Here is a 4,138-nt window from a genome sequence, read left to right as displayed (position 1 = left end):
ATCAGCGGCGCCTGCTGGATTACCGCACCAGACACGGCCGCTTGTTATCGAATTTCCACCCCGGAATCAGGAACTGCATCGCCACGCTGTCATCCCGCGCGCCGAGGCCCATGCCTTTGTAAAGTTCGTGGGCCTTGGCCACTTGATCCATGTCCAGCTCCACGCCCAGCCCGGGTTTTTTCGGCACCTGCACGAGACCATCGACAATTTGCAGCGGTGCCTTGGTCAGACGCTGGCCGTCCTGCCAGATCCAGTGGGTGTCGATGGCGGTGATCTCGCCGGGTGCGGCGGCGGCGACGTGGGTGAACATGGCCAGGGAAATATCGAAGTGGTTGTTGGAATGCGAGCCCCAGGTCAGGCCCCACTCGTGGCACATCTGCGCGACGCGTACCGAACCCTGCATGGTCCAGAAGTGCGGGTCGGCCAGCGGGATGTCCACTGACTGCAACTGAATCGCGTGGCCCATTTCACGCCAGTCGGTGGCGATCATGTTGGTCGCGGTTTTCAGGCCGGTGGCACGGCGGAATTCAGCCATGACTTCGCGCCCGGAATAACCGTTTTCCGCACCGCACGGGTCTTCGGCGTAGGCGAGTACGTGGTGCTGATCGCGGCACAGACGAATCGCCTCTTTCAGCGACCAGGCGCCGTTCGGATCGAGGGTGATTCGCGCTTCAGGGAAGCGCTCGGCCAGTGCTGTGACCGCTTCGATTTCGGCATCGCCGCTGAGCACGCCGCCCTTGAGTTTGAAATCCTTGAAACCGTACTTGGCGTGCGCCGCCTCGGCCAGGCGCACGACCGCTTCGGCGGTCATGGCTTTCTCGTGCCGCACACGGAACCAGTCGTTGTCGGCGTCCGGTTCGCTGCGATAGGCCAGATCGGTTTCGTGTTGATCACCAACGTAAAACAGGTAACCGAGCATCTTCACTTCGTCGCGTTGCTGACCTTCACCGAGCAGCGCCGCCACCGGCACGTCCAGATGTTGGCCGAGCAGGTCGAGGAGGGCGGCTTCCAGGCCGGTGACCGCGTGAATGGTGATGCGCAGGTCGAATGTTTGCAGGCCACGGCCGCCGGCATCGCGGTCGGCGAAGGTCTGGCGCACCTGGTTGAGGATCTTCTGGTAGGTGCCGATGGGGCTGCCGACCACCAGATTGCGTGCATCTTCCAGGGTCTGGCGAATGCGCTCGCCACCGGGCACTTCGCCGACGCCGGTGTGGCCGGCGTTGTCCTTGAGGATGACGATGTTACGGGTGAAAAACGGCCCGTGGGCGCCGCTCAGGTTGAGCAGCATGCCGTCGTGACCGGCCACCGGAATGACCTGCATGTCGGTGATGATCGGAGCTTTGGCGGTGTCATGAACAGTCATTGTTGTTTTCCTTGTCGAGACGTAGTCAGGCGTGTTTCGGCGCGGCGTCGGCCACAGCCTTTTCAGCAGCGGGTTTGGGCGTGGTGCGCGCGGCGAAGACAATGATTGCGGCGATGATCGAGGTCGCGGCCAGACCATAGAGGCCGCCCTGAATCGAGCCGGTGTGTTGCTCCAGCAGGCCGAAGGTGGTCGGCGCGACGAAGCCGCCGAGGTTGCCCACCGAGTTGATCAGCGCGATCACTGCCGCCGCGATGCGTGCATCCAGATAAGCCTGGGGAATCGGCCAGAACAGCGACGAGGCGGATTTGAAACCCAGCGCTGCAAAGCAGATCGCGACGAAGGCAAAGATCGGCCCGCCAGTGGTGGACATGAACATCCCCGCTGCGGCGATCAACAGGGCAGTGGCGACCCAAGCTTGTTGATGTTTCCACTTCGCCGACAGCGAGGCGAAGGCGTACATGCCGACGATCGACAGCAACCATGGAATCGAGTTGAACAGGCCGACCTGCACGTCGCTGAGTTCGCCCATCTTCTTGATGATGCTCGGCAGCCAGAAAGTCGCCGCGTAAATGGTCAGCTGAATGAAGAAGTAGATCAGGCAGAACAGAATGATCTGCCGGTCCTTGAGCAGTTTGCCCAGCGAAGGCCGGATCGGCGTTGCGGCTTCACGGGCCTTTTGCTCGTCGTCGATGGCGCTGACCAGCGCATCCTGTTCGGCGCGGCTCAGCCATTTGGCGTCGTGGGGTTTGGCATCCAGCCAGAACCAGACAAACACGCACAGGCACACCGAGAACATCCCCTCGATGAAGTACATCCACTGCCAGCCGTGCATGCCCAGTCCGTTGATCTGCAGGAGCAGGCCGGACAGCGGGCCGGAGATCAGCGAGGCCACGGCCGAACCGCTGAGGAAAATCGCGATCGCCTTGCCACGCTCGACGCCTGGCAGCCAACGGGTGAAGTAATAAATCACCCCGGGAAAGAACCCGGCCTCGGCGACACCGAGCAGAAAACGCAGGATATAGAAGTGGGTTTCGTTCTGGATGAACGCCATGCAGGCCGCGACTATGCCCCAGGTGAACATGATGCGGGTCAGCCAGATGCGTGCGCCGACTTTTTGCAGAAGCATGTTGGACGGCACTTCGAACAGCGCGTAACCGATAAAGAACAGCCCGGCGCCGAAGCCATAAGCGGCAGCACCAATGCCCAGATCGGTTTCCATGTGGGTGCGGACGAAGCCGATGTTCACCCGGTCAATGTAATTGACGATGAACATGATCACGAAGAGCGGCAGGACGTGGCGTTTGACTTTCGAGATGGCTGAGGCGAGCGTCGGGTCGACGCTGTCCTGCATCCCGGAGACGGAGGTTTTCACTGATGTTTCTCCCACTGATTATTTTTATGCGGGTAGGACTGGGTGCTGCGTTGTTGATAGACATCATACAACTGTGGTTTTTTGTCCTACAAGTGGGAAGCAGCGATTAAATTCTTCTGGATGCTCTCTTTCTTATGCGAAAAGTGGATTTTGTCCCGTTTCTATTGGCTTTCGCACCAATTGAGCAGGGCGTATCGTTGAATCGTGGCGACTGATGCGCGTTGGCAGGCTGCCAAGAAATACTGATTTATTGTGGTGTTGTCATACAAGTTGTTCCACCGCCAACTGCTAAAACCCATCTCGACCGTCATCGCGCAGTGCTACGATCGGCAAGCCCCGATCACCGGAACCGATCATGCAAGAAGACCTCGACGCGCCCGCGCGCAAACGCACGCACAACCTCGCTCATGACCTGGTGGAAAAGCTCACCCAGAGCATCCTGCTCGGACAACTGTCGCCCGGTGACAAGCTGCCTTCGGAGAACTCCATCGTTCAGGAGCACGGCGTCAGCCGCACGGTGGTGCGCGAGGCGATTTCCAAGTTGCAGGCCTCGGGGCTGGTGGAGACGCGCCACGGCATCGGTACCTTCGTGATCGAGCGTGCAGCGGAGCAGGGCCTGCGCCTGAACGTCGATACGGCGCTCGGCGTGCGCAGCATTCTCGAATTGCGCATGGGCCTGGAGACGCAAGCGGCGGCGCTGGCGGCGCAGCGGCGCAGTGAGCAGCAGGTGCAGCAGATGCGTCAGGCGCTGGATGACTATCAACGGCTGCTGGCCAACAACGACAGCTGCGTGGAGGCCGATCGGCGTTTCCATCTGCTGATCGCCGAGGCCACCGGCAACGCTTGTTTCAGCGAGATCATGCAGCACCTGGGCAGTGCGATGATCCCGCGCAATCGCCTGAATGCCGCCGAGCGCGGCGCGGCGGATCTGAGCAAGCTCGGCCACTTGGCCAATCTGGAACACGAGGCGATTCTGAATGCGATCAAGCGTCAGGACGCCGATGCCGCCCGTGCCGCGATGTGGCTGCACCTGACCAACAGTCGCGATCGCTTTACCGCCCAAGGCTGATGCCGCTGGTCTGATCTACTGCACGCCCTCAGCGCCCGCGCTTCCAAGTAATACGCCCCGGATAATCCGGGCCAGTATTGTGAGGTGCAGCATGGCTGATGACTCGCTTGTTCCCGGTGGCATGGCGCCCACCGACCAGACCCGCCCCGTATCCGGCACCGACGAGCCGACCCTGAGCGATCACGATGCACCGCCGGGCATGGACCCGGGGCGCGATCCCCTGAGCGATGCCGACCGCCCGGATGACTGGAAGGATCCGCCGGATGACGAGGATGTGCCGCCGGCGGATGAGCCGACGCCGTTGTCGGATGATATGCGCTGAGGTCTGGATTAT

The 4,138-nt window shown here is 61.2% G+C and carries 4 protein-coding genes; 2 read left to right on the top strand and 2 right to left on the bottom strand.

The window, feature by feature from the left end; genetic code table 11:
- Positions 1-19: 19 nt before the first annotated feature.
- Together gudD and F8N49_RS26060 are read right to left on the bottom strand one after the other, a co-directional pair.
- Positions 20-1,363: a glucarate dehydratase gene (gudD, locus tag F8N49_RS26065; RefSeq protein WP_024013479.1), complete on the bottom strand. Its 1,344-nt coding sequence runs from the start codon at positions 1,361-1,363 to the stop codon at positions 20-22.
- A gap of 25 nt (positions 1,364-1,388) precedes the next feature.
- Positions 1,389-2,735, bottom strand: a complete 1,347-nt coding sequence (locus tag F8N49_RS26060) for an MFS transporter (RefSeq protein WP_016775359.1) — start codon at positions 2,733-2,735, stop codon at positions 1,389-1,391.
- A 355-nt stretch (positions 2,736-3,090) separates the two neighbouring features.
- Between F8N49_RS26060 and F8N49_RS26055 the strand changes: the two genes are divergently transcribed.
- Both F8N49_RS26055 and F8N49_RS26050 read left to right on the top strand, forming a co-directional pair.
- Positions 3,091-3,804 carry a FadR/GntR family transcriptional regulator gene (locus F8N49_RS26055; RefSeq protein WP_056788733.1) on the top strand — a complete coding sequence of 238 codons (714 nt, stop codon included), beginning with the start codon at positions 3,091-3,093 and terminating at the stop codon, positions 3,802-3,804.
- 91 nt (positions 3,805-3,895) lie between these two features.
- Positions 3,896-4,126, top strand: a complete 231-nt coding sequence (locus F8N49_RS26050; RefSeq protein WP_071172961.1) for a hypothetical protein — start codon at positions 3,896-3,898, stop codon at positions 4,124-4,126.
- The last annotated feature ends 12 nt before the right edge of the window (positions 4,127-4,138 follow it).

It is taken from the genome of Pseudomonas sp. GXM4, assembly GCF_008923895.1.
Lineage (GTDB): Bacteria > Pseudomonadota > Gammaproteobacteria > Pseudomonadales > Pseudomonadaceae > Aquipseudomonas > Aquipseudomonas atacamensis.
The sequence above is the reverse complement of the archived record's forward strand: the minus strand, read 5'-3'. Positions and strand labels throughout refer to the sequence as shown.

What these genes read in the sequence shown, in the direction of transcription:
- gudD (WP_024013479.1), bottom strand. Translation starts at nt 1,363, where the DNA reads ATGACTGTTCATGACACCGCCAAAGCTCCGATCATCACCGACATGCAG.
- F8N49_RS26055 (WP_056788733.1), top strand. Translation starts at nt 3,091, where the DNA reads ATGCAAGAAGACCTCGACGCGCCCGCGCGCAAACGCACGCACAACCTC.
- F8N49_RS26050 (WP_071172961.1), top strand. Translation starts at nt 3,896, where the DNA reads ATGGCTGATGACTCGCTTGTTCCCGGTGGCATGGCGCCCACCGACCAG.